The organism is Streptomyces sp. NPDC001339 (assembly GCF_042895955.1).
GTDB lineage: Bacteria > Actinomycetota > Actinomycetes > Streptomycetales > Streptomycetaceae > Streptomyces.
Genome location: NZ_JBIAWT010000030.1, coordinates 1 through 3196 on the forward strand (window position 1 = coordinate 1; position 3196 = coordinate 3196).

The 3196-nt window shown below is 68.9% G+C and carries 4 protein-coding genes; 1 reads left to right on the forward strand and 3 read right to left on the reverse strand.

The features are described from left to right. Positions 1-141: 141 nt before the first annotated feature. Together ACFY12_RS35560 and ACFY12_RS35565 are read right to left on the reverse strand one after the other, a co-directional pair. Positions 142-630 (reverse strand): anthrone oxygenase family protein, encoded by a 489-nt coding sequence (locus ACFY12_RS35560; protein WP_390720133.1) that lies wholly within the window; start codon positions 628-630, stop codon positions 142-144. Next, the gene (locus ACFY12_RS35565; RefSeq protein WP_390720134.1) at positions 627-1289 is read right to left on the reverse strand and encodes a maleylpyruvate isomerase family mycothiol-dependent enzyme; all 663 of its coding nucleotides are present in this window, start codon (positions 1287-1289) and stop codon (positions 627-629) included. The genes ACFY12_RS35560 and ACFY12_RS35565 overlap by 4 nt, the downstream gene beginning before the upstream one ends. Positions 1290-1360: 71 nt before the next feature. Between ACFY12_RS35565 and ACFY12_RS35570 the strand changes: the two genes are divergently transcribed. Beyond that, positions 1361-2278: a LysR family transcriptional regulator gene (locus ACFY12_RS35570; RefSeq protein WP_390720135.1), complete on the forward strand. Its 918-nt coding sequence runs from the start codon at positions 1361-1363 to the stop codon at positions 2276-2278. A 17-nt stretch (positions 2279-2295) separates the two neighbouring features. Here the strand turns inward: ACFY12_RS35570 and ACFY12_RS35575 are convergent. Further along, positions 2296-3125, reverse strand: a protein-coding gene (locus tag ACFY12_RS35575; RefSeq protein WP_390720136.1) for an IS5 family transposase whose coding sequence is annotated in 2 segments (ribosomal slippage) — positions 2296-2789 and positions 2789-3125 — 831 coding nt in all. Because the reading frame shifts where the segments join, the coding sequence is not laid out codon by codon here. Positions 3126-3196 lie beyond the last annotated feature (71 nt).

A 3196-nucleotide genomic window follows, 5' to 3' on the forward strand; every position in this document is an offset into this window, starting at 1 on the left:
CTAGGCCGTGTCTCCTTGACGGGTTGCCAGTGGATCAGCTGCACCCGGTGATCGGTGACCAATGTGGTGTGGCACGGATCGCGCCCTCATACGGGTTCGCCAGGGTCGACGCATCGGCCTGTCGAGATGACGGCGGTGGGTTCAGTGGTGTTCGCTCGCCTGCCTGCTTGCCTGGCGCAGGGCAACAGAGATCAGGATGGCGAACGCAGCTGCGGCAGTGCAGGTACGGGCATCGTTGAACAGTTCCCAGCGGCTCAGGATCTCCGCATGGTCGGCCGGCGGCGCGGTGGCGGCCCACTGCTTGATGCGGCCGTTGATCGGGACATTCCCGAACCGGGTGATCAGAAAGGACGCGACAGTCAGGAGCCCTGCGGTGGCTGCGAGGACTCGGGCTCGTCCCCGTGTCAGGGCGGCCAGGGTGAGGGCGCTGAGGGCCGAGACCGCCATCGCCCCCTGCACGGTGATCCCGTTCATCTTCATCAGCTCGGTGTGGAAGTCGAGTCTCATGTCGATCGGCACGGAGTTGAAGGTGGGGACCAGGTTGGCGGCGCCGTAGCCGAAGGCTCCGGCAAGCAGACCAGTGGAGAGCAGGGACAGGCCCAGGAGGAGGCGGGTGCGCATCTGGTTCATACTTCCTCGGCGGATTGCGTGAAACGGCTGCTCGGTTCTCCTCGTAGCCGGCCGTCCGGAAGTCTGCGGCCGTAGGCCAGCAGCAGGAGGTCTTGGGCAGCGCCGAACACTGGTGAGCCGGAGCCGTATGACCAGTCGAGGTCATCGGCGCACAGCTGCACTCCGTCGAGGTCGGCGCCGAAGAACTTCAGGCTGCTGGGCCGGATGTCAGCGAGGAGGATGCGCAGCCGGTTCTCGGGGACGCGCCGGTGGAGGCCGAGGGCGACGGTGATGTCCAGCCCGTGCACGACGTCGTGGCCGAGCGCCGCCGTGAGCCCGCCGACCGGTGGTGTCCAGGGATGGTGGGCGTTGTCCCGCAGGAAGGCGGCAAGCGCGGTGGTGGAGTGGGCGGCCGAATCCCTGCGCGCGACCTGATCGGTCATGCGGTGAAGGTTCCCGCGTGCCTTGACCAGTTCACCGAGCACCATGGGCAAGGAGAGCCGGAACCCCATCGACATGTGCGCCGCCACTTCGCGAACGCGCCATCCCGCGCAGAGACTCTGCTCGTTCCACTGGTCGGTTTGCAATGTGTCGAACAGGTCGGCCAGTTCTCGGCGTTCCGCCGCGATCGCCGCCCTGACCTCGGCACTCGTCCCCTTGCGGGCTGTTGGGTTCCCCATGTGATCAAGCCTGACGCCAGCAGATCGATAGCGCCAGTAGATAGTTCTGCTGCAATCTAGAATCGCTGCTTATGGAACTCCGCCAGCTGCGCTACTTCGTCTGTGTCGTCGAGGAAGGCGGTTTCACAAGAGCCGCCGCCCGGCTGCATCTGGCCCAGCCTGGCCTCAGCGCCCAGATCCGCCAGCTGGAGAAGGAGCTGGGGCTGCCCCTGCTCGACCGCTCTCCCCGGTCGGTGACACCGACCGAGGTGGGCCGGGCGGTCCTGCCGTACGCCCGGGCCGCACTGGCCGCGGCGGAGTCGGTGCGGCAGACGGTCGACGCGTACACGGGGCTGCTGCACGGCCGGGTCACGCTCGGACTGGTCTCCGGCGCCACTGGCCACGCCTTCGACATCGCCGCTTTACTCGCGGACTTCCACGACGCCCACCCCTCGGTGGAGGTGGCTCTCACCGAGGACACCACGGAGCGGATGCAGGCCGCGCTCCTGGCCGGCGAGCTCGACATCGCCGTCCTCGGAACGGCAGAGGAGGCGCCCCCGCCCGGAGCGGCCTTCCAGACGGTGATCGATGTCCCGCTGGTCGCCGCTGTCGCGCCAAGCGATCCCGTTCTCGACCGTGTCGACGGTACGAGCGTCCCGCTCGCCGATCTGCGGGATCGGCCGCTGATCTGCCTGCCGCGCGGCACCGGGGTGCGCACGGCGCTCGAACGCGGCTGTGCACAGGCAGGATTCCGGCCCCGGGTCGCCTTCGAGGCGGCAGCCCCACACGTGCTCTCGCAGCTTGCCGCGCGGGGCCTCGGCATCGCCGTGCTACCTGCCGGTGAGAACGAGTCCCCCCTCGACGGACACCTTCGCACCCTGCGGATCGTCCGGCCCGAGATGCGTGCCCGCATCGCGCTAGCCTGGCAGGCCGGCGGCCCTTCGAGCCCCGCGGCCCGCGTTCTCCTCGACCGCCTGCGCGAAGTCATCCCCAAGCCCCCCAATTCCTAGACTGCCTCCGTCCTTGGTCACCGTCGTGCCCATATGAGGATGGCGGCGACGTGGAGGGCGGCCTGGTAGGCGACGGCCAGTTTGTCGGTTCGCATGGCCAGGCCGCGCCATTGCTTGAGGCGGTTGATGCATCGCTCGACCGCGTTGCGCTGCTTGTACGACGCCGCGTCGAAAGTCGGCGGGCGACCGCCCGCGCTGCCTCGCCGCAGCCGGTGGCCGACCTGGTCGGACGGCTGGGGGATGATCGCGCGGATTCGGCGTCGGCGGAGGTGACTCCGGATCGCTCGGGATGAGTACGCGCGGTCCGCCAGGACGATGTCCGGGCGAGTTCTCGGCCGTCCGGGTCCGCTTCGCGGAACACGGATGGCGGCCATGACCATCTCGAAGGCCGGAGCGTCGCCCGCCTGGCCTGCGGTGACGCGAAGGGCCAAGGGCCGCGCATGGCCGTCGCTGGCGAGATGGACCTTCGTGCTCAGGCCGCCGCGCGAGCGTCCCAGCGCGTGGTCGCCGGGTTCGGCCTGGCCTGGAGCCCCTTTTTCCTGGCTCCGGCGGCGTGCTGGTGGGCCCGGCAGACGGTGGAGTCCACCGAGACGGTCCAGCCGATGTCGGCATCACCGTCAGCCGCTGCCAGAAGTGCGGCAAGGATGCGTTCCCAGGTGCCGTCCACGGCCCACCGGATCAGGCGTTTGTGGGCAGTCTGGAACGAGCCGAGCTCGTCCGGCAGGTCCCGCCAGGGCGAGCAGGTTCGGTATTTCCACGCGATGGCCTCCAAGGTGCGGCGGTGGTCGGCCCACCGCCGGCCGCGGACCGGATCGGCCGGCATCAGCGGCTCGATCCGGCCCCACATCGCATCAGTGATCACTAACCGGACGGACACATCCGATCAACTGACCAGCCGATCAAAGAGACACGCTCTAG

Coding starts and splice junctions, on each gene's coding strand:
- ACFY12_RS35570 (WP_390720135.1), top strand. CDS start 1,361: ATGGAACTCCGCCAGCTGCGCTACTTCGTCTGTGTCGTCGAGGAAGGC.
- ACFY12_RS35560 (WP_390720133.1), bottom strand. CDS start 630: ATGAACCAGATGCGCACCCGCCTCCTCCTGGGCCTGTCCCTGCTCTCC.
- ACFY12_RS35565 (WP_390720134.1), bottom strand. CDS start 1,289: ATGGGGAACCCAACAGCCCGCAAGGGGACGAGTGCCGAGGTCAGGGCG.